A 26,641-nucleotide genomic window follows, 5' to 3' on the forward strand; every position below is an offset into this window, starting at 1 on the left:
TGGTGGCCGTAGAGGCCACCAACGACCGGATCATCAATAGGTCGCGCGCAGCACGAAGGTGTAGCGGCGATCGGCGACAGTGTAATTGTGCTTGTAGATCAGGCTGTCGCTCATAATGCCCTGGGTGCCGTAATACCAGTTGTCACGCTGATCGATGGAGATGACGTTCTTGGTGTTCAGCAGGTTGGCAGCCTGCACGCCCACCTTGATATTGTCGGTGACCGAATAGATCAGCGACGCATCCATCTGGCCATAATCCTCCATATAGGCCGGCGCCTGGACGTTGGAGGCCGAGGCCGACATCAGGTAACGCGAACGCCAGTTATAGGCCAGGCGCACATCGAACCCGTACTTGGCATAGAGCAAGGCCGCGTTGAACGAGTATTTGGACAATTGTTCCAGCGGCAGGTTCAGCTTCGACGCGCCGATCTGCACACCGTCGAAGACGTTGCTGGTGGTGTTACGGGTGCCAGAGCTTCGCAGGATGGTGAAGTTGAAGTCCGTCCCCAAGCCCGACAGGATACCCGGCAGTTCGTCGTAGAAGTACGTGGCCTGACCTTCGATACCGTAGATGCGGCCCTTGCCGAAATTCTGCGGGATGGTGCCGACAACGGTCTGGGTGACGCCGTTGTTGGTCAATTGCAGCGAGGTCTGCTGACCCTGGATATAGTTACGTACTTCCTTGTCGAAGATGCCGAAGGCGAACATCGAACCCGGCTTCACATACCATTCGAACGACAGGTCGAACGAATGGGCCTTCATCGGCTTCAGGTCGGGGTTGCCGGAGAAGTAATTGAAGGCTACGCCCGTGTTGTACATGACGGGGCTGCCATCGGTGACCGCCTTGTCCAGTTCTGCCTGGGTATAGGACTTGCCGGTGGAGGTGTTGAAGACATTGTCGGCCGTGGTGGCCCGACGGGTCTGGTAGGTGCCGTACATGGTGAAGGACGGCTGCAGCTGGTAGAAGTCCGGCCGCACGATGGAGGTGGCGGCGGCAAAGCGGATCGCCTTGTCGTCATCCGGCTTGAAGCGCAGGTTCAGGCTGGGCAGGAAGTTGGTGTAATCGTTCTTGTACCGTGTCTTGGTATTGGCGCCGTTCGCGAACTTGGTCGCTTCCAGGGCCGCCGCCGAATAGGCGGAGGTGTCGCCCGTCAGCGACAGGGACGGGAAGTGGGCGAAGCCCTTGGAAATGCTTTCCGTGCGGACCAGACGCGCCCCGACATTGCCATCCCATTCCAGATCAGACCCGAACAGCGTGTCCGATCCGAAGCGCGCCGTGGCATAGGCGGCCTGGGTGCGTTCCGTCTGGTCGTTGGTGCCGAAGCCGGAGGTGGAGGTGGGAGCAAATTCGTAGTTGCCGTTGAAGGGCGTCCAGAAATTGATGTTGGACCCGACCGGTTGGCTGGGATTCAGCGGCTTGTTGTTGGCATCCACCGGCGCACCGGCCCAGATGGGCAGGTAGGAGGCCAGGCTGCCGACCGGGAACGGGCTGTACTTGCCGCCATTGGCCGCCCAGGACGGGATCGTGCCGTTACCGCAGGTGGAGCAGTAATAGCCGTAATCGTTCGAGGTCGGCGCCGACAGGCCCTTGCCCAGGTTGGGGGTGTAGAGCAGGTTCTGGATATGTGCTGACAGCAGGGAATTGGTCTTCGCCAATTCCATCGACGGCATCAGCAGGGACGGCGGCGTGCTGCTGCCCCGGAAGAAGTTATCGAAGCTGACCGTTTCCTGATACTGCGGGAACTTGTCGACCGTCGCTGACTGGGAGAAAGCCCAGGGGGCGGTGATCAGGGCCCAGTTATAGCCGCCATCCTTCTGCACCGAGTGACGGTCGGTCATGCGGCCGCCGAACTTCAGCGACTTCAGGAAATCGCCATCGACATCATAGGCGACGTCGATCTTGCCGGTGTTCTGGTTGGCGCGGTCGATCTCGTTATGGTCCATCGCGGCATAGAGATTGAAGGCGCTGGGCGTCTGGGTCAGGTTGCTGGCCGTGATCTTCGGCACGCTGCCCGTCAGATCCAGACCGATACCGCCCGGCATGGTGACCGTGTTGTAGACGGTCATGTCATAGACGTCGCGCTTGGCCTCGATCCGCTGGAAATCGGCCTTCACCGACCAGCGGTCGCCTTCCCACTTCACGCCCGTGGAACTGTCCCAGGTCTGCGCCTTGTCCCAGCCATAGCGGGTGCCCAGGTTCATCAGGAAGCTGTTGGCAACGCCATTGCCGCCGCCGCCGCCATCAACGATGGTGCCGGTCAGGAAGTTGCCATCGCTGTCATAGGTGAAATTGGTGCCCGACGCGGGCTGGTTGGAGAAGTTCTGGTTGTTGGTGGCCGAGCAGCAGGCCGAGGTCTGGGCGAAATGATCCTGGTTGATCAGCTTCGACTTTGACAGGAAGAAGGTCGAATAGATCTCGGTGGTTTCGCTGGGCTTCCACTGGATCGCGCTGTAGACGCCGTCGCGGGTCTTGTCACGGTCCTGCAGGCGCCACTGGGCGCCCGTCGGCACCATCACCACATCCTTGGGCTGGCCCGTGATCTTGTTGTTGCCGTTGAAATTCAGCGAGGCGCCGCCGTCATAGGACGACTTGGTCGTCGCCGAATGGACGTTGTAAGGATCGACCTCGATGGCATTCAGGCGGCTGTTCAGTTCGGAATGCGCGATGTCGATCAGGAAGCCGATCTCGCCGATACCGGTATCAAAGCGGTTCGAGTAAAGGCCCGACGCGGACGGCGTCCACTTCTTGCGCAGGTCGCCATAGGTGGCGTCCAGCGAGGCCGCCATCTTCTCACCGGAAGTGTCGAAGGGCATCCAGGTGCGCAGATTGACGGTGCCGCCCAGACCACCTTCCACGATGTCGGCCGACGGGTTCTTGTGTACGTCCACCCCGGCGGCCAGTTCGGGCGTCACATCTTCCCAGCCCAGCGCGCGGCCATTCTTGGCGCCGAAGCTGTCGCGGCCGTTGATTTCCGAGCGCACCCAGGTCAGGCCGCGGATCTGCACGCCGGAGCCTTCGACATTCAGACGGTCGATGTCGCGCACCTCGTTGGTGCGGCCGATGCTGACGCCTGGTACGCGCTGCAAGGCTTCCGTCACCGAACGGTCGGGCAGGGCGCCGATATCCACGGCGGAGATCGAATCGACAATCTCCTCCGCGTTGCGCTTGGTTTCCTGCGCGTTGTTCAGGGCCTTGCGCTGGCCGACGACGATGATTTCTTCCAGTGTGCCAGCGCTGTCAGTCTGCTGCGCCTGAGCGGCGGCTGTGACCGTCAATGCCAGACCCGAAGCCGAAAGTAGCGCTAATACTTTGAGTTTGCTGAGGCTCATGATCTTTGCGAGGCCCTTTGTTTGGTGGCTTTCTTGATTCCCGTTCGTCCGCCGCGCGTCCGATGCGGACACGCGGCGGCCTTCCCGGAACGGGGGCGAGAGACGGTGGCTATGGCTGGCAGCGCCCTTGTGGTGACGATGTTCCTCAAGCCCGCGGTCAGTCGGGCGGACGGCACGGGAACGCGATCATGAACATCCGGGTGCGAATGGGTGCAATCACACGCTAAGATGCCAATCGGCCGTGCAGAGGGATCATCGCCGTGGGTGCTGACGACGGTGCCGGATCAGTCGGGGCTTTGTCGTCGCGCTGCGCATAAGCGGTGATGCGCCTGCGGTGCGGAGCCTTCGTGGTCAGCGCGTCGGCTGTTCACGGACGGGATTTCGCCATATTCCATCCTGGTGCGGGATGGAATGAAGGGATGTCTGATGTCTGCCTTCATGATTGTTCACTCCCACTCAGTCTTTTTTTAATTTGCTTTATTAAATGGGGTCTAACCAGTGCGCCCAGACGAGCGGGAATGGTGATGGGCCCCACAAACATGAGGTTAAGAAACAGCTAATCTTTTGTCAATTAATTTGATTTTATAATTCCCCGAACTCAAGGGGTGAGCTCTTCTGAACTGACTTCTTATTGAAAAACAAAGGCATACGGATGCCGCTCGGCGCGGCTGACGATGCGGATTGGGCGCCGGCGCCCCCTTTGTGTACCCTGTCCAGGCGGCCGGCTGGCGGCAGGTATGACCCGCTGTCGGGCGGGCTGTCCGGGCAAAAAAAAGGGCGGGTGCATCATGGCGCCCGCCCCTGCTATCCTTATCGCTGATGCGACCGGCGGCAGCCCTTAATCCGCCTTGATCTCCCCAAAGGCACGCACATAAAGGTGCCAGGTGGAATGCCCCAACCAGGGCAAGGTCACGACCAGACCCAGCAAGCCGCCCAGCACACTGGCGCCGATCACCACCGCCACCATGGCGGCCCAAGCCAGCATCATCTGTGGATTGGTGGTCACGGCGCGGAAGCTGGCGATCATGGCCGTCACGACATCAATGTCGCGGTCCAGCAACATCGGTACGGCGAAGACCGAAACGGCAAAGATGGTCGTGGCGATGATGCCGCCGGCCACGATGCCTGTGGCCGCGAATTGCAGCCCGTAGATGCTTCCCGTGACAGTGGCCCACAAGGTCGCGACGTCCATCGACACCGCCCCGAAATAAAGCGCGTAGATCAGGGTGGCGATCCGCAGCCACACCATCGTGGCGAACAGCAGGAACACCCCCAGCAATCCGATCTGGCTTCCGCCGTGGCGCCGGAAGGCGAAGAACACTTTCGGCGCTTCCACCGGCCGGCCGCGCTGGCGCCGTCGGCTGATCTCATAAAGACCCAGCGCCGCGAAGGGGCCGAACAGCAGAAATCCGGTCATGGCCGGGAACAGCAGGTGCTGCCAGCCCAGCGAGCCGACGGCGATGGCACCACCCAGGCCCAGCAGGGCGTAGATGCCACCGAACAGCACGCCATAGGCCGGCTCGCAGCGGAAATCATCCCAGCCGGCGGCCAGGGCCGCCTGCAAATCATTGTTGTTCAGCCGGCGCGATGTCGGCACGGGCACATAATCGGAAGGGAGAGGCAGCAGGCTCTCCCCGTCACGCAAAGCTACCATGGTCACCTCCCACCTGTGTTGGACAGGGCTGCGCCACGCCTCTTGTCGGGCCGGTCGCGTAAGGTATGGTGACCCATTTTGTCGCACCTGCACAGCCCCTTTTGTAACGCCTTGATGTCGAATTCCTTCTTGGCGTCACGGGGGGCGTGATCAGCGGCCGGGTGCGCGTTCCCATTGCCAGGCGTCGACCGTTTCGCCGCGTGGCTGGTAACGGATTTCCATGCGGTCGTCACCGCGCTTCACATCCAGGATCAGCCAGCCATCCTGGCGCCCCTGCAACCCATCCTGGCCCACGGGCTTCATGATCTCGTCCCCGTCGCGCAGGCCGGCCTTGTCCGCCGCTGATCCGGGGATCAGGCCGGTGACAACGCGGGGCGAACGGGTCAGGGAAGCCGGCTCGAACCCCAGCTCGTACCGGCGCAGGCGTTTGGTCGTGCGCTGGAATTGCGGCCCGAACGCATCGGATGCAGGCAGGACCAGCGCACCGTGCATCATGGCCTGAAAATCGATGCGCCCCTGGTCCCCCAGTTCCTTGGCGACCAGGGCTTCCCAATCGGCCTGGGCCAGCTTCTGCCCCGCCTTGCGTCGGGCCAGCAGCACCTTCACCAGATCGTCCAGCGAGCGCTTGCCCTTGCTTGCCCTGCGGATCTGATGGTCGACATGGGCGAAATAGAGCGACGCCCGGTCATAGGGCAGCACCCGTACGCGCGTGTCGGCCCAGAACAGCTTGGGGATATCGTCATTGGGCGTGCCGGCCAGGGCATTGGTGTAATAGCGCCCGGCATGGGTGTTCAGGTCGGCCAGGAATTCGTCCGGGGTAATCATGCCGGCGCGCAGGGGCAGCACGCGCTGGTAATAGACAGCCAGCCCTTCCCCGAACCAGGAGGAGAGCAGACCCGACGGCTCGTCCAGGGAATTGACCCAGGTGTGCAGCATCTCATGCGCCAGGGTCAGTTTCAGATCATCGGCATCGGTCTTGTCATCAAAGGTCAGGGCGAAGGAATTGTTGAGTTCCACGCCGCCACCGGGATTGACCGGGTTGGGCCGCATGAACACACCATAGGCGCCGGGCGTGCTGTCGCCGAAGAAGCGGGAGTAGAAGCCGTGCAACTGATCGCCCCAGGCCAGCATGTCGGCCGCATTAAAGGGCGGCTTGCCCTGCCAGCCGCCGAAATAGCCGTCGGAACGGCCGTAATATCCGACCATGCCCGCCATGTAATAGGCATCGGCCAGCCGGTCGGCCGGCATCTTCAGCGCCTGCGCATCGCCCATGCCCAGGCTGGACAGGCCGGCGGCCCCGCGCGGCAGGGCCGACAGATCCCAGCGCAGCGTAACATCATAGGCATGCTCACCATCGGCCGGCAGGATCAGGAAGCTGTTGCCGGCCGCTGAAAATCCCCCGGCCTCGCTGCGCAGGTTGAAGGGCGGGGCGGCCCCGCGCAGCAGCGGTGCATTGGTGATGGGGGCACGATAGCGCACGGTCAACGGCCCGGTGATGGCCCGGCCGGCGGTCCAGATGCGGTGTGCGGTCAGGCCCTTTTCCGCCTCGTCACTGCTGCTGACGGGGACCGGACCCTGGGCGTCGCTGACGGTCAGGTCGCGCAAATCGTTGGCCACGGTCACGACATTGCTGGCGACGATGGGCAGGCGCAGCAGGGGGCTGCCGGCCGCGGCGCCCGGCCCGGTGATGGTCATCTCCACATCGACATAGGGCACCAGACCGCCCGCATCGATGGCGCCCGGCTTCATCACCAGCGACAGGTCATCGGCAAGTGCCGGTACCGTGCCAGCGAACAGGGCGCCGGCCAGGGCGGTGGTGAGCAGCAGAGCGCGCATGGGGACATCCCTTGTCGTGAAGGCATCGGACCTTGGTCATGGTCCGGCATCGGGGGCGGTATCTGCAATCCGTGGGCGCAGGGGTTTGCGGAAAATTCCAACCTGTCGGAGGGCTGAACCAGCATAAATTTCGCTTCCCGCCCCCGACAGGATCATGCCGCCGATCCCGCCTTTGCGGGTAATTTCCGGGCGCGGCGTGCCGTCCGCGCCTGAAACTGAGGCAAAATTAATCACCTTCCTTCCCCTAGGCTTGTCGTCAATCGAGAAGTCAGGTGGCGGATCTATCCGCCGAACCGGAGGGGAAAAGGTTGGTTTTCGCCAAGGGATGCGCCGCGGGATCGTCCGACGGGCAGACATATACGGACTGGTCCATCGACGCGGCCCGGCGCCTGCGCGGCCGGCCGGACGCCGTGGCCCTTTTCGACAGCACCATCGCGGAACCGACGGGACCGCTGTCGGCCGTGCTGAAGGACGGGCTGGACGGGCGGCTGCGCGACCGGTTTGTCAGCGTATTCGGGTCCGGCAATCCGCAACTGATTGCCGCCATCGCCGCCCGCTATGGCCTGCGCGACGGCATGGTGATGACGACGACGGGTGCCATCAGCGGGCTGGATCTGCTGCTGGACATGCTGGTGCTGCCGGGGGCGAGGGTGCTGGTGGAACGGCCCTGCTTCGACATCCTGCCGCTGCTGGTGCGCAAGGCGGGGGGCGTGGTCGATTTCATCGACCGCCGCCATCCCGACTATGATGTCGACCTGGACCAGATCGAGGCCGGGTTCAAGGCGGGTGCCCGCCTGCTGTTGCTGACCAACCTGCACAACCCGTCGGGCCAGCCGCTGTCCGACGACCGCATGCGGCAGATTGCGGACATGGCCGGCCGATATGGGGCCATGCTGATCGTGGACGAGGTCTATCGCGGCTTCGCCGATCCCGGCGCCTGTGCCGCCGCGCTGGCCCCGCACATCGTCACGGTCAACAGCCTGACCAAGCTGTATGGCCTGTTCAGCCTGAAATGCGGCTGGGTGGCGGGGGATGAAGGGCTGATCGCGCGGCTGCGCACGCACCATACCCATCGTGATCTGGGCGTGTCGAAGCTGGCCCATGCCGTCGCGGCGGAGGTGCTGTCCAGCAGTGCCGCCTTTGATGCGCATTGGCAGGCCATTCTGCGCCGGACCCGCCCCGTCCTGCTGTCGCATGTGGAGGCCATGCGCCAGGACGGGCTGATCGAGGGCGCGGTGCCGACCCGGGGCTGCATTTATTTCCCGCGCCTGACCGTCCCCCTGTCGGGGCGTGCCGTGGCCGACAGGCTGTGGCAGGCGGCGGGCGTGCTGCCCGTGCCGGGGGAGCTTTTCGGCGACGGACGGCATCTGCGCATCGGGTTCGGCGGCGATGCCGCGACGCTGGACCGGGGGCTGGGCCGGCTGCACGCCCTGCTGCGGGGGGAACGGTCTGAGGGGGGCGCGCCAGCCCGCGCATAATCTATGCCGTCACGGCCCGGATGACGGCCGAAACCAATCCAACCATACCGGGTTGGCGCGATAAACGGACACGTCTATTCCCGTTGACCCGTGCCAGCCTGGAAACAACGCAGAACCGTTCCCACGCCACAAGGGAACGACCGCACGGAGCTTCGAAGGGGGACTTTGGACATGAACATGAAGATCAGGCTGGCCCTGCTGACGGGTATTTCCACGCTGGCCCTGGGGGCGGTCGCCGCGCAGGCGCAGACCCAGCAGCTGGAGGAGATCGTGGTCACCGGCTCACGCATCGCGCGCCCGGAACTGACCACCAGCCAGCCCGTGCAGGCGCTGGACGGGTCGGTGATCGACCAGCGCGGCTTTCAGACGGCGGCGGATGCCATCAATGAACTGCCGTCGGTGGGCCTGTCGGACACGGGTCGCGGCGACCAGAAGTCCAACAGCGTCGGCCGCAATTATATCAATATGTTCAACCTGGGTTCCCAGCGCACGCTGACCCTGGTCAATGGCCGGCGCTATGTGTCGTCCAACCCGCTGTCCACCAATGGCGCCAATCCCGGCAATCAGGTCGACCTGAACAATATCCCCGCCGCCCTGATCAAGCGGGTGGAGACGGTGCAGGCCACGGGTGCCTCCGTCTATGGCTCTGACGCCATTGCCGGCGTGGTCAACCTGATCCTGAAGGATAATTTCGAAGGGGCGGAGATCGACACGCAGGGTGGCGTCAGCGACCGCGGCGACCATCAGACCTATCGCGTATCCGCCCTGGTCGGCAGCAATTTCGACAGCGATCGCGGCAACATCACCTTCGCCTATGAACGGTCGAAGGAACGCGGCCTGCTGGCCACCGATCGGCCGGCCACGGCGCGGGCCACGGCGACGCCGGGCAATGCCGCCAACAAGACGACCACGGACGGTATTCCCGCCGCCATCACCATCAATGACCATCGTTTGTCGGAATTCAACCGCAACGGCGTGCTGTTCACGGCCCCGGCGCCGGTGCCGGCCCTGGCCCTGACCGTGCCCAACCCGGCCGACCCGACCAAGCGCGTGCGCGCCCAGTTCGACGCCAATGGCAATATCGTGCCCTATAATGTCGGCACCTATTACACCTATGCCTATGCGTCGGGCGGCGATGGCTACAGCCTGGCACAGGTCACGGCGCTGGTGTCGCCTGTGCAGCGCGATGTCGCCTATCTGAACGGCCATTATGACCTGACCGACCGGGTGAAGCTGAGCTTCGAAGGGTCGGCTTCGTGGGTCGATGCCTCTGAACCCGCCAATCAGGGGGAGTTCAACACGACGCTGCAAAGCGGGTCGTCGGCTGCCCTGCGCATCACCACGGAAAACGGCTTCCTGTCCGATCAGGCGCGTCAGGTGCTGGCGGCGCAGAACCGAACCAGCTTCTACCTGTCGCGTGCGCTGGACGATGTGCTGCCCGACGACGCCAAGATCGTCGCCAAGTCCAATACCCAGCGCGCCGTGCTGGGCCTGGACGGTACCTTTGATGTCGGCGAGAAGGAATTCTTCTGGAACGCCAGCGGCGTCTATGGTCACACGGGCGGCTATTACAGCGCAGTGAAGGTGAACCAGACCCGCTTCACCTATGCGGTCGATGCCGTAAAGGACAGTGCCGGCAATGTGGTCTGCCGCGTCACCCGCGACAATCCCGGTTCCGCCAATGCCGATATCAGCACCTGCAAGCCGTTGAACCTGTTCGGTTATGGCGCGCCCAGCCAGGCAGCGCGTGATTATGTGAATACTGAATTCCGCCAGGATTACGATCTGGATCAGGCGGTCGGCACGCTGAATGTCGGCGGTGGCGTCCTGACCCTGCCGGGTGGCGACCTGCGCGTGGCCCTGGGCTATGAACACCGGTACGAGAAGTCGAAGTTCGATCCCAATGACGCCTCCCGTCTGGGCGTGGGCCGTGACGTGGCGGTCATTCCGGCCAAGGGGTCGTATGACACGGACGAGCTTTATGGCGAGGCGCTGCTGCCGCTGGTCAGCCGCGACATGGACATCCCGCTGGTCCGCAGCTTCGAGGTCGAAGGCTCACTGCGCTATGTCGACCATTCGCTGTCCGGGTCCAACAAGGCCTGGAGCATCGGCGAACGCTGGCAGGTCACGTCGGACCTGATGTTCCGCGGGTCCAACAGCCGCACCTTCCGCTCGCCATCGGTGCTGGAACTGTATCTGCCGCAATCCAGCATCTCCGCATCGGGCCAGGACCCGTGCGACAGCCGCTATGTGAATGGTGGCAACAATCCGAAGGTGCGCGCGGCCAATTGTCAGGCGCTTTACACCCAGTTGGGGCTGAAGGCGGGCGACAGTTTCACGTCGTTGATCAGCAATGTGCCGCGCGCCGTTACCAATGGCGGCAATGCGGGGCTGAAGCCGGAAGTGGCCGATAGCTGGACCGTGGGTACCGTCATCACCCCGGACTTCGTGCCCAACCTGACCCTGACCGCCGACTGGGTGGATATCAAGATCAAGGACGCCATCACGACCTTCGATCTGTCGGCCATCTTCTCCACCTGCTATGACAGCCCGAACCCGGATGCGGCCATCTGTTCGCGCTTCACCCGCGACAGTGCGGGGCAGGTGATCGACGCCCGTCTGGGCTATGTGAATGCCGGCTTCACCAATTTCGAGGCGCTGACCCTGACGGGTGATTACCATTTCGCGCTGGACGATGTGGGCGTCACCGCCGTTCCGGGCGATATCAGCCTGAACGCCATGGTCCAGTATACCAACAAGCTGGAAACCTCCGTTTCCGGTTTGGGCTATGACCTGGACAGCAGCAATGGCGAATATGGCAACCCGAAATGGCGTGGCCGCTTCACGGTCGGGTACAGCAATGACAGCCTGAACCTGGCCTGGACGACCAATTACCTGAGTGCGGCCAAGTACAATGTCACCTACACCAGCGAGGACCGCGACATCCTGGGCGTGGGCGATTATTTCCGCCACGATCTGACGGGCAGCTACGCCATCAATGAGACGGTGACGGTGCGCGCCGGCGTCACCAACGTCTTTGATCGTGAACCGTCGTACCCGCTGGGTTATCAGGGGCAGTACGACATTATTGGCCGCAGCTTCTTCTTCGGCGCGAAGGTCACCCTCTGGTAAAGGCAGGCGGCGTCATGGCCATGGATGGACTGGTCACCCTGGATGGTCCCGCCGTGGAGGCGGGGCTGGATTATCCCGGCTGTATCCAGGCCGTCCGTGAGGCCATGGCGGCCCTGTCGGCCGGCACTACGAAACAGCTTCCCCGCGCCATCATCGATATGGGGCGTGGGCGGCTGTTCGGGCAGATGGCGGGTGCGCTGGGTGATGACGACCTGTTCGGCGCCAAGCTGATCAGCGTCTTTCCCGAACCGGACCGGCCGGGCGTGCGCCGGCATCGCGGTCTGGTCATCCTGTTTGATCCCGTGGACGGGCGGCCGGTCTGCGTCGCCGATGCGGAGGCCGTCACCCATATCCGCACCGCCGCCGCCACGGCCGTGGCCACCGATGCCCTGGCACGGCCCGACGCCCGGACCCTGTTGCTGCTGGGCACGGGCGGACAGGTCTGGTCGCACCTGAAGGCGCTGACCCTGGTGCGGCCGTTCCAGCGGGTGCTGGTCTGGGGTCGGGATGCGGCCAAGGCGGACGCGGTGGCAGCGCAGGCCGCCGCCCAGGGATATCCCGTGGCGGCGGTCGAGGATCTGCCGGCCGCCGTGGCGGCGGCCGATGTCATCTGCACCCTGACCGGTGCCAGCCAACCCGTGCTGTTCGGTGACTGGCTGCGGCCGGGGGTGCATGTCAATCTCGTCGGGTCCAGCGTGCCCGGCCCGGTGGAGGTGGATGGCGAACTGGTCCGCCGCAGCCGCTATATCGCCGACAGCCGGGCCAATGTCCTGCTGGCCGGGGCGGAATTCCTGGCGGCCAGACAGGCCGGCCTGGTGGGCGACGACCATATCGTGGCGGAGATCGGGGAAGTGCTGCTGGGCCAGGTGCCCGGTCGCCGGGGCCCGGACGACATCACCCTTTACAAATCGCTGGGCCATTCCGTTCAGGATCTGGCCGCCGTCAAATATCTATATCGGAGCCTGCGGACATCATGATCGCGTCCCCCCTGCGCTGCGGCCTGTTGGCTGGCACCATGATCGCCGGCCTGCTGTTCGCTCCCCTGGCCCTGGCGAAGACCGAGCGCCTGAGTGTCATCGCCGGTGGGGAGAAGGTCGGGTTCGTGGAGGCGCAGGTCGAGGGTGACCGCGTTGAGATCCGCTATGACGTCAAGAATAACGGCCGTGGCCCGACCATGGCCGAAAAGCTGCTGCTGGACCGGGCCACGGGGCTGCCCGTCACCTGGGCGCTGGACGGATCATCGCTGTTCGGCAGTGCCGTGTCGGAACGGTTTGCGGAGACAGGCGGCGATGCCGCCTGGACCGACAGCATGGGCAGCGGCACCGGCCCCGCCGCCGGCCATGTCTATGTCGGGCAATATGCCAGCCCCTGGGCGCTGGGCGCCTATGCCCGCGCCTTGCTGAAGGACAAGGACCGGCGGCTGCCGGCCCTGCCGGCGGGGGAATTGCAGCTGGAACCCGTCGGCAAGGTGCAGGCGGGGGAAGGCAAGGGTGCGAAAAGCTATGATGCCTATCTGATCAAGGGCATTGATCTGGAACCGGCCATCGTGCTGCTGGACCGTGATGGCAGCCTGTTCGCGCAAATCTCTGCCGGTGAAGTGGTGGTGCGCGAGGGGCAGGAGGCGGCGGCCGACAGCCTGCGCCATGCCGCCGAACGGATCGAGGCCGACCGTTATGTCGATTTGCAGCGCCGTCTGGCCCACCGTTTCGACCAGCCGGTGCGCATCCGCAATGTCCGTGTCTTCCAGCCGGAGACGGGCACCCTGTCCGCTCCCGTCTCCGTCGTCACCTTTGGCACCAAGATCAGTGCCGTGGAACCGCTGGACAGCCCGGCCACACCGGGGGAGGTGCTGGTCGATGGGGCGGGCGGTACCCTTCTGCCGGGACTGCACGACATGCATGCCCATGTCAGTCTGCAATCGGCCCTTCTCTATATCGCGGCCGGGGTGACGACCGTGCGCGACATGGGCAACAGCAATGATGTGCTGCTGACCCTGACGCGGCAGATCGACGAGGGGCAGGTGGCGGGCCCGCGCATCGTGCGCAACGGCTTCATCGAAGGGCGCAGCCCCTTTTCCGCCCGCAACGGCTTTGTCGTCGACAGCGAGGCGGCGGGGCTGGAGGCTGTGCGCTGGTACGCGGCGCGCGGCTATACCCAGATCAAGATCTACAACTCCATGAACCCGGCCTGGGTCCCGGCCCTGGCGGCGGAGGCGCACCGGTTGGGCCTGGGCGTGACAGGCCATATCCCCGCCTTCACCAATGCCGACGCCATGATCGCCGCCGGCTATGACGAGGTCACCCATATCAATCAGGTCATGCTGGGCTGGGTGTTGAAGCCGGAGGAGGATACGCGCACGCCGCTGCGCCTGACGGCCATGACCCGTACGGGCGGGCTGGACCTGAACGGGCCGGCGGTGCAGAAGACGCTGAAGGCCATGCTGGCGGGCAACATCGCCCACGACCCCACGGCTGTGACCCTGGAATTGCTGATGTTGAGCCGGAACGGCGTGGCCTGTCCCTGCGTGGCCGACTATATCGACCATCTGCCCATCGGGTTGCAGCGCCGGCGCATGAACGCCATCGCCCCCATCAAGGGGTCCGACGATGACGCCGCCTACCGCGCCGGCTATGCCAAGGTGCTGGAGCTGCTGAAGCTGTTCCATGACAAGGGCATCCGGCTGCTGCCGGGCACGGACGACCATACGGGCCTGTCCCTGCACCGGGAACTGGAACTCTATGCCAAGGCCGGCATTCCGGTGGCCGACGTGCTGCGCCTGGGCACCTTGGGGCCGGAACAATATCTGAAGCGCGATCAGCAACTGGGCAGCATCGCCAAGGGCAAGCTGGCCGATTTCCTGCTGATCGATGGCGACCCGCTGGCCGACCTGGGCGCCATCCGGCGCATTCGCATGGTGGTGAAGGATGGGACCGTCTATTACCCGGCCGAAATCCTGGATGCGGTCGGCATCAAGCCTTTTGCCGCTCCGCCGGCGGTGATCCTGCCCGACGCGCCTCTGCGCAAGGCGGAGGAAGGGCGTGCGGGCCGGCACGACCATGCAGGGGAATATGGGGTGGGGTTTTAGGGGGGAATAGAATCCAAATGGTTCTCACGACCGCCACCCATGCTGTGGCCTATAGGCGCTAAGATAAGCTGTGGGCACGTCGTTTTCCGTCCCTTCAACCGTCACCCCGGCGAAGGCCGGGGTCCAGCAAAAGGCGCGGTCAGCGCCGGTATGAGTCTTGTCGCGGCAGACGCCGCTCTGTCCTGGACCCCGGCCTTCGCCGGGGTGACGGGAAGAGAGGGTTGTCTTGAACTAACTTATTGGAATTTAGCTGTCCCTCCCCCTTCACCGCCGCGTCGCCACGTAATACCCGGCCCCCACCACGCCCCACACGGCCAGCATGGCATAGGGGCGCCAGTCGGCCTCGAACCCCACCACGATCAGCACCAGGGCGCTGACAGCCCCAAGTGCGGCGACGGCCACCTGTTGCGTCTTGGGCAGTTTGAACCCGGCCCTGTCATAAAGATCGGGATGGTGGCGGGTGACGCGGGCGGCGGCCAGGCAGATGGTGGCGTACTTCACCAGATTGGGGATGTTCACGGCCAGGAACAGGAAGGTCAGTTCCATGGGCAACAGCAGGCCGACACAGCCCAGCCCATAGACCGCGAACAGAGCCATGTAGGGTGTCTTCCAGGTCGGATGCACGCGGGCCAGCACAGCCGGCAGCACACCGGCCCGCGCCATGGCGAACAGGCTGCGGCTGAACAGCATGAACAGGCCGTTCAGGGACTTGCCGATGGAGGCCACGGCCGCCGCCACGATCAGCGGTACCGCTGCCGGGCCCATGAAACGCTGTGCCGCTTCCAGGATCGGCGCGTCGCTGCCGCCCAGCGCGTCCGAGCCCAGCACCCCCAGCGCCACGAAGGCCACGCCCAGATAGAGCAGGGTGGCCGATCCGATGGAGAGAGCGATGCCAAGTGGGATGTTGCGGCGGCTGTTCTCCACCTCGTCCCCGGCCTCTGTCGCCGCTTCGATCCCGGCGAACAGGCCGGTCAGGACAGGGGCGGCGGCCAGCACGGCCATCCAGCCATGAGGCACGAAGGGCGTCAGATGGCTTGTGTCCACAGCCGTGCCCGCCCCCCAGACGATGAAGACTGCGAACAGCACCAGCACGGCCGCCATCAGCACCTTCTGCGCACGCGCCGCGATATGCACGCCGAACAGGTTCGCCAGCAGGGCCAGCGTGAACAGGCCCAGCATGGTGGGCTTGGTTGGCAAGGGCACGATCATGGAGACATAGCGCACCAGCACCAGGGCCAGCACCACCATGGCCCCCATATTGGCGACCAGCCGCAACCAGGTGATGGCAAAGGCGATCTTGGGATGGACGAACCGCGCCGGCCATTCATAGGAGGCGCCGGACACCGGCAGGGTCGATCCCAGGAAGGCATAGGAAATGGCGATCAGAAAGACCGGCAGCGCCCCCACCAGCACCGACAGCAGCATGGCCGGCCCTGCCAGCGCCGCCGCCGGCCCCATGGCGGAGAAGATGGCCACCCCCACGGCCGAGCCCAGCCCCAATGCCACGACACCCCAGAGATCGATGCCCTTGCGCAATTCCGCAGGGGCGTGGGGGGTGGGCTGGGGCATGATGCATCCTCGGCAAAGCGTCTGAAGGGAACAAATAACCGGTCCCGGCGGGCTGCCCGGTTCATCCTGGCAGGATAGGGCAGGGCGCCGACGGTTTTGTGCCGGAATATGCCGGATCGGGAAATCGCTATGCGCGGAACGCCTGCGTGCTGCCTGATCGCGGTGATGTCATTCCTGCCGGTGAAATGGGGCGGGTGGGTGGGAAATGCCCGGATCGGACAGTTTCTGGGTGATATGCGCTTTTGATCGTCCTTCTGACGGCATATCCGGCAGCCCATTGCGGTGCATCAATGATAGGATGGCAAAAAGTGGATATGGGAGGGGACGGGACACCGGCGCGGACCATTCGCGCCGGGGAGGGGGATTTCATGGCACCGACAAACCTGACACCGCATCGTCTTTACGAAGATGCCGCCGCCCTGGCACTGGGCACGCTGCTGACGTCCTTCGGCACCGTGATTTATGCACAGTCGATGCTGCTGGTGGGCAGCATGGCCGGGCTGGCGCTGCTGCTGCAATATGTGACGGGGGCGGGGTTCTGGCTGCTGTTCTTCGTCCTGAACCTGCCCTTTTATGTCCTGGCCTGGAAGCGCATGGGGGCGGCCTTTGCCGTGCGCACCTTCGTCGCCGTCTGTATCGTCTCGGTCCTGACGCGCTGGATGTCGGACTGGGTCGGGTTTGCCAATCTGAACCCGCTTTTCGCGGCGCTGATGGGCGGGGCCCTGATCGGGACGGGGCTGCTTGTCCTGTTCCGGCATCGCATCGGGCTGGGCGGGGTCAATATCCTGGCGCTTTATATCCAGGAACATGTCGGTATCCAGGCGGGCTATGTGCAGCTGGCCTGGGACGGGATGATCCTGCTGGCCGCCTGCTTCGTGCTGCCCATCGACCATCTGGCCCTGTCGGTGCTGGGCGCTGTCATTGCCAACATGATCATCGCCATGAACCATCGGCCCGACCGTTATGTGGGGCGCAGTGCCGATCAGGTTCCCTTATCCCCGGATCGGCAGCAGACAGCATAAAAATTCCCCCAATCTGCATTGCCCCGATCAACATCCTGTTGCTGTTCCGTGAAGCCGGCGATTATCGTTCCTGCACAGCAGGGGGGATGCAATGTCGGAAGAATTGTCGGCGGCGGATATCCGCATTCTGGAGCAGTTGCAGAAGGACGCGTCACTGTCCACGGGTGAACTGGCGGACAAGGTCGGCCTGTCGCAATCGCCTTGCTGGCGCCGCCTGCAGCGGCTGAAGGAGGAAGGCTTTATCCGCGGGCAGGTGGCCCTGCTGAACCGGGAGAAGCTGGGGCCCAGCATGATCATCTTCGCGGTGATCAAGATGTCGACCCTGACGGAGGAACAGCGGGCCCAGTTCATCCGCACCATCGAACTGACCCCGCAGATCCTTGAATGCTATACGATTTTCGGGGAGATGGACATCATGATCAAGGTCGATGCCATCTCCATGTCATGGTATCAGGACTTCATCTTCAATGTGGTCTTGAAGCTGCCGGGCGTGGTGGATGTGCAGTCCACGGTGACCCTGAAGGAACTGAAATACACCACAGCCCTGCCTCTGCGCGGGTCGCTGGCGCTGTGATCAGGCCTGCCGCCGCATCTGCACCAGCAGGGCCAGTGCCGACAGCAACCCCGCCAGCAGGCTGACCCCGGCCCAGCCGCCGCCGGCCTGCCAGATCTGCATGGCGCCGGCCGAACCGGCGGCCCCGCCCAGGAACATGCTGCCCATGAACAGGGTGTTCAGCCGGGCGCGGGCCTGGGGCCGCAGGGCATAGACGATATGCTGGTTGGAAATCAGGGCCGCCTGCACGGCCAGATCCAGGATGACGACGCCCACCACCAGCCCGGCAACACTCTGCCACAGGCCGAAGACCAGCCAGGACAGCAGGGTCAGCGCCGCACCGATGCGCACCATCACCTGCGGCCCGCGTTTGTCGGCGATGCGGCCGGACAGGGGCGCGGCGAAGATGCCGACCACGCCCAGCACCCCGAACAGGCCCGCCGCATCCGCACCCAGGCCCAGATCAGGCTGTTGCAGGCGCAGGGCCAGGATGGTCCAGAAGGCACTGAAGGAAGCGAACAGCAGGGCCTGGGTGAAGGCCGCCACGCGCAGGGTCGGGAATTCCCGCCACAGATGGGCCAGAGAGCGCAGCGCATGGGTGTAGCGCAGACCCGCATCCGCCCGATGCCGCGGCAGACGCAGCGCCATCCAGCCGGCCATCGCCATCACCACGGGCACGGCCAGCCAGAACATGGCGCGCCAGCCGCCATGGCTGGCAACGAACCCCGCCACTGTGCGACTGAGCAGGATGCCAGCCAGCAGGCCCGACATGACGGTGCCGACGACGGCACCGCGCCGGGCCGGCGGGGCCAGATGGGCCGCGAACGGCACCACCTGCTGCGCCACCGTGCTGAACAGCCCGATCAGCAGCGACGCCGCCAGCAAGGCCCCGGCCGTGGGGGCCACTGCGGCGGCCGCCATGGCGACGGCCAGCAGGGTGAAGGTGGCGATGATCAGCCCCCGCCGTTCCACCATATCGGCCAGCGGCACCAGCAGGAACAGGCCGGCGGCATAGCCCAACTGTGTCGCCGTCGGGATCAGGCTGGTCAGCGGGCTGTCCAGATCGCGGCCGATCAGGCCCAGCATGGGCTGGTTATAATAGATGCTGGCCACGGCCACACCGGCCGCCGCCGCCATCGAAAAGGTCAGGCCCCGGTGCAGCCCCCGATCCTGGGGAACCGTGTCGGCCGTCGCGGCGGCCACCGATTGGGTATCCATCACCATCACTCCACATGGGAACATGGGCGTGAAGATGGATTGGATCGCGTTTTGATGATAGTCGGTAAGGTTGATATGGCAGCCTATCGAAAATCGATATGATCGACCTGGACGATGTGGAAGTGCTGGTGGCGGCGGTGACGGCCGGCAGTCTGGCCGCCGCGGCGCGCCGTCTGGGTCTGGCGCCCATGGCCGCGTCGCGTCGTCTGTCGGCGCTGGAGGCGGAACTGGGTGTGCGGCTGGTTCACCGCACGACGCGGGCCTTGTCCCTGACCACGGCGGGGGAGGCGTTCCTGCCCCATGCCCGGGCGATGCTGGAAGGGGAGAATGCGGCCCGCGCCGCCGTGCGGCCGGAAGCGCTGGGCGCATCGGGCCTGCTGCGCGTCACCACCTCCAGCGCCTTTGCCCGCAAGGTGGTGGCGCCCTTGCTGCCGGCATTCCTGGCGGCCAATCCGGCCTTGAAGCTGGATCTGCTGATCACGGACCATCGCGTCGATATCGCGGCCGATGGGGTGGATCTGGCCATCCGCATCGGCAAGCCGCTGGATAACAGTCTGGTGGCCCGCCGCCTGGCCGACAGTCCCCGGCACCTCTACGCCGCCCCCGCCTATCTGGCGGCAAGGGGCCAGCCGCAAAGCCTGGCGGACATGGAGGGGCATGATTGCCTGGTCCTGTCTGGCAATCCTTATTGGGATTTGATCGTCGATGACCGGCCGATGCGCCATCATGTGGCCGGGCGCGTGACGACCAATGCCATCGAAACGCTCTATACGGCCTGCGTCGCGGGGGTGGGCATCGGCTGCATGGCCGATTGGAACGCAGCCCGCGCCGTGGCCGATGGGCTGCTGGTGCCGCTGAACCTGACGGATGCGGCTGTGGAGCCCATCGCCATCTGGGCCATCACCCCCACGGCCCGGCTGGTCCCGCCCAAGGTGCGTCTGTTCATTGCCGCCGTTCAGCAGGCGCTGGCGGGTCTGGTCATATCGGCCTGATCTATCGGTTTTGTGGGTTAAAAGTTCTAAAAGACCTTATTCCAGGCAAGCCAAGGCGGAAACACCGGACTAGGATCGTTTTCGGGCAGGCAACGTCCTGTCCGGCATCCATACCCCGCTTCCCCCCTCCCAAATCAGGCCGGCACGGTTTTGGTAATGCCCGGTCGTGCCCTGGCAGAAGGATCTATTGCCCATGTCCATCGTCGCGACCCCGACCCCCGGCCCGCTGCTGCTGTCGCCCAAGGATCACACGCTGATCCTGATCGATTTCCAGTCGCAGATGGCCTTTGCCACCAAGTCGATCGACGCGGTCGAACTGCGCAACAATGCCGCCCTGGTCGCCCATGCGGCCGCCGGCTTCGGCGTTTCCACCATCCTGACCACGGTGGCGGAAAAGAGCTTCTCCGGCCCGATGTTCACGGAGATCACGGCGCCGTTCCCGGGGCAGAAGCTGCTGGACCGCACGTCGATGAACACCTGGGAAGACGCGGCCGTCATCGACGAGGTGAACCGCATCGGCAAGGACCGTCTGGTCTTCGCGGGCCTGTGGACGTCGGTCTGCATCGTCGGCCCCACCCTGTCGGCGCTGGCCCAGGGTTATGAGGTCTATGTCATCACCGATGCCTGCGGCGACGTATCGACCGAAGCGCATGAACGCGCGGTGGAACGCATGGTCCAGGCCGGTGCCCGCCCGATGACGGCATTGCAGTACATGCTGGAACTGCAGCGCGACTGGGCCCGTGGCGAGACCTATGAACTGACCACCGGCATCGCCAAGAAGTTCGGCGGCGCCTATGGCCTGGGCATCATCTATGCCAAGTCGATGTTCGGCGCGTCGGAAGGGCATTAACGACGCTGGGTTCCGAAAGCGGCGATTTCGCCGTTTTCGGAACTTTCGTTTCAGGATTCCATATACGTCTCCGTCCATCCGCGCTTCGAGAGCATAGCACCCGTGCTGCCTCCCCCGCGAAAGCGGGGGTCCAGGGGCCAAGGGCACCGAAGCGTTGGTCCTTGTGGCCCCTGGACCCCCGCTTTCGCGGGGGAGGCATTATTATGTGATCCGCCATCCCTTGTTCCCGGCGGGTCTTTGCGGCGACCTTGCCCCCCCCCCCCAACCACAGGAGCCACCATGAAGCCCTATCTGCTGTCCCTGGCTGCCGGCCTGTTGGTCGGGGTGATCTACAGCCTGCTGAACGTGCGGTCGCCGGCCCCGCCCGCCATCGCCCTGATCGGGCTGCTGGGCATCCTTCTGGGCGAACAGGTGGTGCCGCTGGCCAAGCGCGTCTTTGCGGGGGAGGCGGTGACCGCCTATTTGCGCACGGGCTGTGTCGAACATGTGCTGGGTCGCCTGCCCGGCGATGAAAGTCGCAAGACATGAGCGACCTGACCCGCCGCGGCACCCTGAAGGGGGCCGCTTCCCTGTTCATGACCCCGTTCCTTGCCGACCCTGGGAGAGCTGCCATGCCGGGCGCTACCGACCTGATCCTGACCAATGCCAAGGTCACCACGCTGGACCGCGCCAACCCGCAGGCCCAGGCCGTCGCCATCCGCGATGGCCGTATCCTGGCCGTGGGCACGGAAGCCGAGGTGCGCGCGGCGGCGGCCCCGGATGCGCGGCTGATCGACGCGAAGGGACGCCGCGTCGTCCCCGGCCTGATCGACAGCCATATGCACATCATCCGTGGCGGCCTGAACTATAACATGGAACTGCGCTGGGACGGGGTGCCCACGCTGGCCGACGCCATGGCCATGCTGAAGCGCCAGGCGGAGGTGACGCCGCCGCCGCAATGGGTGCGCGTCGTCGGCGGCTTTACCGAACATCAGTTCGTGGAAAAGCGCCTGCCGACGCTGGACGAACTGAACGCCGCGGCCCCCGACACGCCCGTCTTCATTCTGCATCTTTATGACCGCGCCCTGCTGAACCGGGCGGCGCTGCGCGCCGTCGGCTATACGCGCGACACGCCCAACCCGCCGGGCGGGGAGATTGTGCGCGACCAGAATGGGGAGCCGACGGGCCTGCTGCTGGCCAAGCCCAACGCCACGATCCTTTATTCTACCCTGGCCAGGGGGCCGAAACTGGCGCCCGAATACCAGATCAATTCCACCCGCCATTTCATGCGGGAAATGAACCGGCTGGGCGTCACCGGCGTCATTGATGCCGGCGGCGGTTTCCAGAATTATCCCGACGATTACCAGATCATCGAGAAGCTGCATGCCGATGGCGAGCTGACGCTGCGCATCTCCTACAACCTGTTCACGCAGAAGCCGAAGCAGGAACTGGCCGATTTCGCCGGGTGGTCCAGCCAAGTGAAGCCAGGTCACGGCGACGATACCTATCGCCATAATGGTGCCGGCGAGATGCTGGTCTATTCCGCCGCCGATTTTGAGGATTTCCGCGTGGAACGGCCGGAAATGCCGCCCAACATGGAAGGCGATCTGGAACCGGTGGTGCGGCTCTTGGTGGAGAACCGCTGGCCCTGGCGCCTGCACGCCACCTATAACGAGACGATCACCCGCGCCCTGGACGTGTTCGAGAAGGTGAACCGCGACGTGCCCTTTGACGGGCTGCACTGGTTCTTCGATCATGCCGAAACCATCGATCAGCGCAATATCGACCGGATTGCCGCTCTGGGCGGCGGCATCGCCGTGCAGCATCGCATGGCCTATCAGGGCGAATATTTCACCGAACGCTATGGCGCCAAGGCGGCCGAGGCGACGCCGCCCATCGCGAAGATGCTGGCATCGGGTATCCCTGTGGGTGCCGGCACTGATGCCACGCGCGTCGCCAGCTATAACCCCTGGGTGTCGCTGTCCTGGCTGGTGACGGGCAAGACAGTGGGCGGCACCAGCCTGTACCCGTCCGCCAATCGGCTGGACCGGGAAACGGCCCTGCGCCTGTGGACGGAGGCCAATACCTGGTTCTCCAACGAACAGGGCAAGAAGGGGCAGATCAAGGCGGGGCAGCTGGCCGACCTGATCGTGCTGTCGGACGATTATTTCAGCGTGGCGGAAAGCGAGATCGCCCATATCACGTCCGTCCTGACCCTGCTGGGCGGCAAGGTGGTGCACGGGTCGGGCGATTTCGGCACCCTGGCCCCGGCCCTGCCCAAGCCCATGCCCGACTGGTCGCCCGTTGCCACCTTTGGCGGCTATTGGCAGCCGGCGCGCGACAAGGATGGCAAGCTGTTGAAGATGGGATCGCTGTGCGGCTGTGCCGCCTCCTGTGCCGTGCATGGGCATGATCACGCTGCTGCCTATGCCAACCGTGCCCCCGTGGCGGACGAGGCCGGGTTCTGGGGCGCGTTCGGCTGTGGCTGCTGGGCGGTGTAGTGCCGATGGGTCGGCGGTCTTCCTTCCTGCCTCCCCCGCGGAAGCGGGGGTCCAGGGGCCAAATGCCCGACATTGATTGGCCACTGACCATCTGATCCCCAGCGTCTTTCCTGATGGCCCCTGGACCCCCGCTTTCGCGGGGGAGGCACAAAGCAGCGCGGCATGAAAAGATCGTGCTGCGTACAGCCATGAAAGTCCTGCTCATGCGCGACACCCCCGCCCCCCTATCCGCCCTGCTGGAAAGCCCCGTCCTGAACCTGGGCGGGCGTGTCCTGCTGACCCTGCCGTTCTGGACCAGCGGCATTGCCAAGCTGCTGGACCTGGATGGAGCCCTGGCAGAGGCCGCGCATTTCGGGCTGGAGCCGGTCTGGCTGACCGTCATCGCCACCCTGATCGTGCAGTTGGGCGGGTCGGCTTCCGTGATTGCCGGGCGGTTCGCCTGGCTGGGAGCGGGGGCGCTGGGCGTGTTCACGGCGGTGGCGACGCTGATCGCGCATCCATTCTGGGACATCGCCGACCCCATGGCCCGCTTTCACGAGCGCAACACCTTTCTGGAACATGCGGGCCTGATCGGCGGGCTGGTCCTGGTGGCCGTGCTGACCCACAGGCGGAGGCGGATGTGACGGCGGAAAAGCCCCAAAGCCCCCTGCGCCTGCCCTTGTTCCGGGCGCTGTGGATCGCCACCATCGTGTCCAATATCGGCACCTGGATGCATGATGCGGGGGCCGGCTGGCTGATGACCAGCCTGTCGGACGCGCCCATCATGGTGGCCCTGGTCCAGGCGGCCACGACCCTGCCCATGTTCCTGTTCGCCCTGCCCGGTGGGGCGCTGGCCGATATTATCGACCGGCGCCGGCTGCTGCTGGGGGCGCAGTTCTGGGCGCTGCTCTGTGCCGGGCTGCTGGCCGTGGCGACGTTCCAGGGGATTACTGGGCCCGGTCTGCTGCTGGCCCTGACCTTTGCGCTGGCCGTCGGGGCCGCTTTGTCATCGCCGGCCTTTCAGGCCATCGTGCCGGAACTGGTGCCGCGCGAGGTGCTGCCCGAAGCCGTGGCGCTGAACAGTCTGGGCATCAATATCTCCCGCGCCATCGGCCCGGCGCTGGGCGGGTTCATCATTGCCGCTTCCGGCCCGGCCGCTGTCTTCGCCCTGAACGCCCTGTCGGTGCTGGGGGTGGCGGCAGTGCTGCTGCATTGGCGCCGTCAGGTGGCGGCACCGACATTGCCGGCGGAACGGTTCGTGGGGGCGCTGCGGTCGGGTGCGCGCTATGTCCGCCATTCGCCCGCGCTGCGTACCGTGCTGATCCGGTCGGCGGGCTTCTTCCTGTTTGCATCCGCCCTGTGGGCCTTCATCCCCATCATTGCGCGGCGTGAACTGGGGCTGGGGGCGGCGGAATATGGGGCGCTGTTGGGCTGCATGGGGCTGGGCGCCATTGGCGGGGCCGTGCTGCTGCCGCGCATCCGCCACCATGTCGGGCCCAATGGCCTGACCATCGGGGCCAGCCTGCTGTTTGCGCTGGTCTGTGTGGGCATGGCCTTTGCCCATGGTTTCGCGCAGGCGGCCCTGGCGCTGACCTTTGCCGGCATGGCCTGGATCACCATGCTGTCCAGCTTCAATGTCGCAGCCCAGATGTCGGCCCCGGCCTGGGTGAAGGCCCGCGCGCTGGCCATCAATCTGCTGGTTTTCCAAGGTTCCATGGCGGCGGGCAGCACGGGCTGGGGCTGGGTGGCGGGCCGTGTCGGCATCCAGCAGACGCTGCTGCTGGCGGCAGCCGGCATGGTGCTGGCCCTGGGCCTGGCGCTGCGCTGGCGCATCGCCGGCGACATGGCGGGCAATCTGGCCCCGTCCGCCCATTGGCCGGCTCCCATCGTGGCCGGGGAGGCACCGGTGGACCGGGGGCCGGTGATGATCACGGTCGAATACCGCATCGACCCGGCGCGCACGGCCGACTTCACCGCCGCCATGCAGTCCCTGCGTCGTATCCGCCACCGCGACGGGGCGTTGAGCTGGGGGCTGTATGAGGATGCGGCGGAACCGGGTCGCATGCTGGAAAGTTTCGTGCTGGAAAGCTGGCTGGAACATCTGCGCCAGCATGACCGCGTCACCCATGCCGACCGGGAGAACCAGGAAGCCGTGAAGGCTTTCCATCTGGGACCGGAGCCGCCCGTCGTCCGCCACCTGATCGCGCCTTTATGAGCTATCGTCTGCTTGTGCTGCTGACCGCCGTGCTGATCCCCCTGTCGGCAGGGGCGGCGCCGGCCGATGGGGTGACGGGGGGCATCGACCTGCGCCTGCGCTGGGAGGACCTGGACCATTCCGATGCGACCGACGATCCGGCCGATGCCTATCTGTTCCAGCGCGCCATGCCCTGGCTGCGCTATCAGGGGGACGGGCTGCGGGCCAACCTGCGGGTCCTTGCCGCCACGGTCCATGGCCTGCGCGCCGATCCCGGCCCGCCCGACCGCACGGGGCTGGACCTGCTGGAAGCGACGGTGGGGGCGGATCTGCTGCGGGCGGAGGATGTCACCCTGTCGGCCACGGCCGGGCGGGAGATGCTGAAGCTGGGGTCGGAACGGCTGGTCGGCCGCCGCTATGGCGCCAATGTCCCGCAGCCCTATCAGGGCGGTCGCCTGACCCTGTCCGGTGCCGACTGGCAGGCCGACATTCTGGCTGAACGGCCCATCGCCACCAGCCAGGGGGATTTCGATGACGGGCCGGCGCCGGGCCGCCGCCTGTCCGGTGCCTATGGCACGCTGAACGGGGCTTTTGGGGCGATGGACCTGTATCTGCTGTTCACGGGCCAGGACAATGCCCGCTATGCCCAGGGCAGGGGGCGGGAAAGGCGGCGGACGGCAGGGATGCGCCTGTCCGGCACGCGCGATGCCTGGTCCTGGAACTGGGAAGCCATGATCCAGCGCGGGCATTTCGCCGGCACCGACATCCGGGCCTGGTCGCTGGCCAGCGAGACGGGCTATGTCCTGGCGGGGATGCCGCTGTCGCCGCGCCTGCTGCTGCGCGCCAACATCGCCAGCGGCGACCATGATCCGGGCGACGGGCGGCTGGGCACCTTCAACCCGCTCTACCCGCGGGCCAAATATTTCGGGGAGCTGACGCCCATCGGGCCGCGCAACATGGTCAACCTGCATCCCGGCCTGGAACTGGATCTGGGCGGCGGCTTCGACCTGCAACTGGCGGCCATCGCCTATTGGCGGGAAAGCCGGGGGGACGGGGTCTACAGCCTGCCGGGCGCCTTGCTGCGCCCCACCAATCCACAGGCCGGCCGCCATGTCGGCAACCAGGCGGAGATGGTGTTGGGCTGGGAAAAGGATGGGTTGTCCCTGGCCGCGTCCTTTTCCGTGTTTGAGCCGGGCCGCCTCCTGGCGGCGACAGGCCCGGCCCGGACCATCCGCATGGCCGGCGTGGAACTGGGCCTGTCACTGTGAC

Annotated in this window: 18 protein-coding genes; 13 read left to right on the top strand and 5 right to left on the bottom strand. The window is 65.2% G+C overall.

Going from position 1 to position 26,641, the window contains the following annotated elements; all coding sequences use genetic code 11:
* Positions 1-33 precede the first annotated feature (33 nt).
* The 3 genes from ACODTW_RS01740 to ACODTW_RS01750 form a co-directional block, all read right to left on the bottom strand.
* On the bottom strand, positions 34-3,276 hold the full coding sequence (locus tag ACODTW_RS01740) for a TonB-dependent receptor (RefSeq protein ID WP_488944146.1): 3,243 nt from the start codon (positions 3,274-3,276) through the stop codon (positions 34-36).
* 892 nt (positions 3,277-4,168) lie between these two features.
* Positions 4,169-4,984 carry a DUF2189 domain-containing protein gene (locus ACODTW_RS01745; protein WP_488944147.1) on the bottom strand — a complete coding sequence of 272 codons (816 nt, stop codon included), beginning with the start codon at positions 4,982-4,984 and terminating at the stop codon, positions 4,169-4,171.
* 150 nt (positions 4,985-5,134) lie between these two features.
* A complete protein-coding gene (locus ACODTW_RS01750) occupies positions 5,135-6,820 on the bottom strand; it encodes a M61 family metallopeptidase (RefSeq protein ID WP_488944148.1) in 1,686 nt (561 codons plus the stop codon).
* Positions 6,821-7,128: 308 nt separating this feature from the next.
* On the opposite strand from ACODTW_RS01750, the gene ACODTW_RS01755 reads away from it, so the two are divergent.
* From ACODTW_RS01755 to ACODTW_RS01770, 4 genes are all read left to right on the top strand, one after another.
* Positions 7,129-8,298 carry a pyridoxal phosphate-dependent aminotransferase gene (locus tag ACODTW_RS01755; RefSeq protein WP_488944149.1) on the top strand — a complete coding sequence of 390 codons (1,170 nt, stop codon included), beginning with the start codon at positions 7,129-7,131 and terminating at the stop codon, positions 8,296-8,298.
* A gap of 171 nt (positions 8,299-8,469) precedes the next feature.
* A complete protein-coding gene (locus ACODTW_RS01760; RefSeq protein ID WP_488944150.1) occupies positions 8,470-11,430 on the top strand; it encodes a TonB-dependent receptor domain-containing protein in 2,961 nt (986 codons plus the stop codon).
* 14 nt (positions 11,431-11,444) lie between these two features.
* Entirely contained in the window at positions 11,445-12,407 is a 963-nt protein-coding gene (locus tag ACODTW_RS01765) for an ornithine cyclodeaminase family protein (protein WP_488944151.1), read from the top strand.
* Positions 12,404-14,515 (top strand): amidohydrolase family protein, encoded by a 2,112-nt coding sequence (locus ACODTW_RS01770; protein WP_488944152.1) that lies wholly within the window; start codon positions 12,404-12,406, stop codon positions 14,513-14,515. The genes ACODTW_RS01765 and ACODTW_RS01770 overlap by 4 nt, the downstream gene beginning before the upstream one ends.
* A gap of 264 nt (positions 14,516-14,779) precedes the next feature.
* Here the strand turns inward: ACODTW_RS01770 and ACODTW_RS01775 are convergent, their stop codons facing one another.
* Positions 14,780-16,084: an APC family permease gene (locus tag ACODTW_RS01775; RefSeq protein ID WP_488944153.1), complete on the bottom strand. Its 1,305-nt coding sequence runs from the start codon at positions 16,082-16,084 to the stop codon at positions 14,780-14,782.
* 368 nt (positions 16,085-16,452) lie between these two features.
* On the opposite strand from ACODTW_RS01775, the gene ACODTW_RS01780 reads away from it, so the two are divergent.
* Both ACODTW_RS01780 and ACODTW_RS01785 read left to right on the top strand, forming a co-directional pair.
* Positions 16,453-17,106 carry a YitT family protein gene (locus ACODTW_RS01780; protein ID WP_488944154.1) on the top strand — a complete coding sequence of 218 codons (654 nt, stop codon included), beginning with the start codon at positions 16,453-16,455 and terminating at the stop codon, positions 17,104-17,106.
* A gap of 91 nt (positions 17,107-17,197) precedes the next feature.
* A complete protein-coding gene (locus ACODTW_RS01785; protein ID WP_488944155.1) occupies positions 17,198-17,680 on the top strand; it encodes an Lrp/AsnC family transcriptional regulator in 483 nt (160 codons plus the stop codon).
* Here the strand turns inward: ACODTW_RS01785 and ACODTW_RS01790 are convergent, their stop codons facing one another.
* Positions 17,681-18,877, bottom strand: a complete 1,197-nt coding sequence (locus ACODTW_RS01790) for an MFS transporter (protein WP_488944156.1) — start codon at positions 18,875-18,877, stop codon at positions 17,681-17,683.
* Positions 18,878-18,975: 98 nt separating this feature from the next.
* Between ACODTW_RS01790 and ACODTW_RS01795 the strand changes: the two genes are divergently transcribed.
* The 7 genes from ACODTW_RS01795 (at position 18,976) to ACODTW_RS01825 (ending at position 26,640) form a co-directional block, all read left to right on the top strand.
* The gene (locus ACODTW_RS01795) at positions 18,976-19,869 is read left to right on the top strand and encodes a LysR family transcriptional regulator (protein ID WP_488944157.1); all 894 of its coding nucleotides are present in this window, start codon (positions 18,976-18,978) and stop codon (positions 19,867-19,869) included.
* Between the two features lie 193 nt (positions 19,870-20,062).
* Positions 20,063-20,719 (top strand): hydrolase, encoded by a 657-nt coding sequence (locus ACODTW_RS01800; RefSeq protein WP_488944158.1) that lies wholly within the window; start codon positions 20,063-20,065, stop codon positions 20,717-20,719.
* Positions 20,720-20,998: 279 nt separating this feature from the next.
* Positions 20,999-21,247, top strand: coding sequence for a DUF1427 family protein (locus tag ACODTW_RS01805; protein ID WP_488944159.1), 249 nt, complete (start codon positions 20,999-21,001; stop codon positions 21,245-21,247).
* A complete protein-coding gene (locus tag ACODTW_RS01810; protein WP_488944160.1) occupies positions 21,244-23,199 on the top strand; it encodes an amidohydrolase in 1,956 nt (651 codons plus the stop codon). The genes ACODTW_RS01805 and ACODTW_RS01810 overlap by 4 nt, the downstream gene beginning before the upstream one ends.
* Before the next feature lie 203 nt (positions 23,200-23,402).
* Positions 23,403-23,822 carry a DoxX family protein gene (locus tag ACODTW_RS01815; RefSeq protein ID WP_488944161.1) on the top strand — a complete coding sequence of 140 codons (420 nt, stop codon included), beginning with the start codon at positions 23,403-23,405 and terminating at the stop codon, positions 23,820-23,822.
* The gene (locus ACODTW_RS01820; RefSeq protein WP_488944162.1) at positions 23,819-25,393 is read left to right on the top strand and encodes an MFS transporter; all 1,575 of its coding nucleotides are present in this window, start codon (positions 23,819-23,821) and stop codon (positions 25,391-25,393) included. Before ACODTW_RS01815 ends, ACODTW_RS01820 begins: the two co-directional genes overlap by 4 nt.
* Positions 25,390-26,640, top strand: coding sequence for an alginate export family protein (locus tag ACODTW_RS01825; protein WP_488944163.1), 1,251 nt, complete (start codon positions 25,390-25,392; stop codon positions 26,638-26,640). Before ACODTW_RS01820 ends, ACODTW_RS01825 begins: the two co-directional genes overlap by 4 nt.
* Position 26,641 lies beyond the last annotated feature (1 nt).

The sequence above is a fragment of the Niveispirillum sp. FG148 genome, assembly GCF_057809655.1.